1 tRNA gene and 1 rRNA gene are annotated in these 239 nt (G+C 49.8%); both read left to right on the top strand.

Annotated features, from left to right (window positions below):
- A 16S ribosomal RNA gene (locus C3B52_RS36050) occupies positions 1-77 on the top strand; the annotation flags it as partial.
- 64 nt (positions 78-141) lie between these two features.
- A tRNA-Ile gene (locus C3B52_RS36045) sits at positions 142-218 on the top strand.
- Positions 219-239 lie beyond the last annotated feature (21 nt).

Here is a 239-nt window from a genome sequence, read left to right as displayed (position 1 = left end):
CGAAGGTGGGGTAGATGACTGGGGTGAAGTCGTAACAAGGTATCCGTACCGGAAGGTGCGGATGGATCACCTCCTTTCTATGGAGATACGACGATTAACGCACATTCGCTGTTCAGTTTTGAAGGAGTATTTCTCCTTTGCGGGCCTATAGCTCAGTTGGTTAGAGCGCACGCCTGATAAGCGTGAGGTCGGCTGTTCGAGTCAGCCTAGGCCCACCATTTGAATATTTTTGGTTTTCT

It is taken from the genome of Brevibacillus reuszeri (assembly GCF_002897295.1).
GTDB lineage: Bacteria > Bacillota > Bacilli > Brevibacillales > Brevibacillaceae > Brevibacillus > Brevibacillus reuszeri_A.
This window is presented reverse-complemented; position numbering and strand designations above follow the sequence as displayed.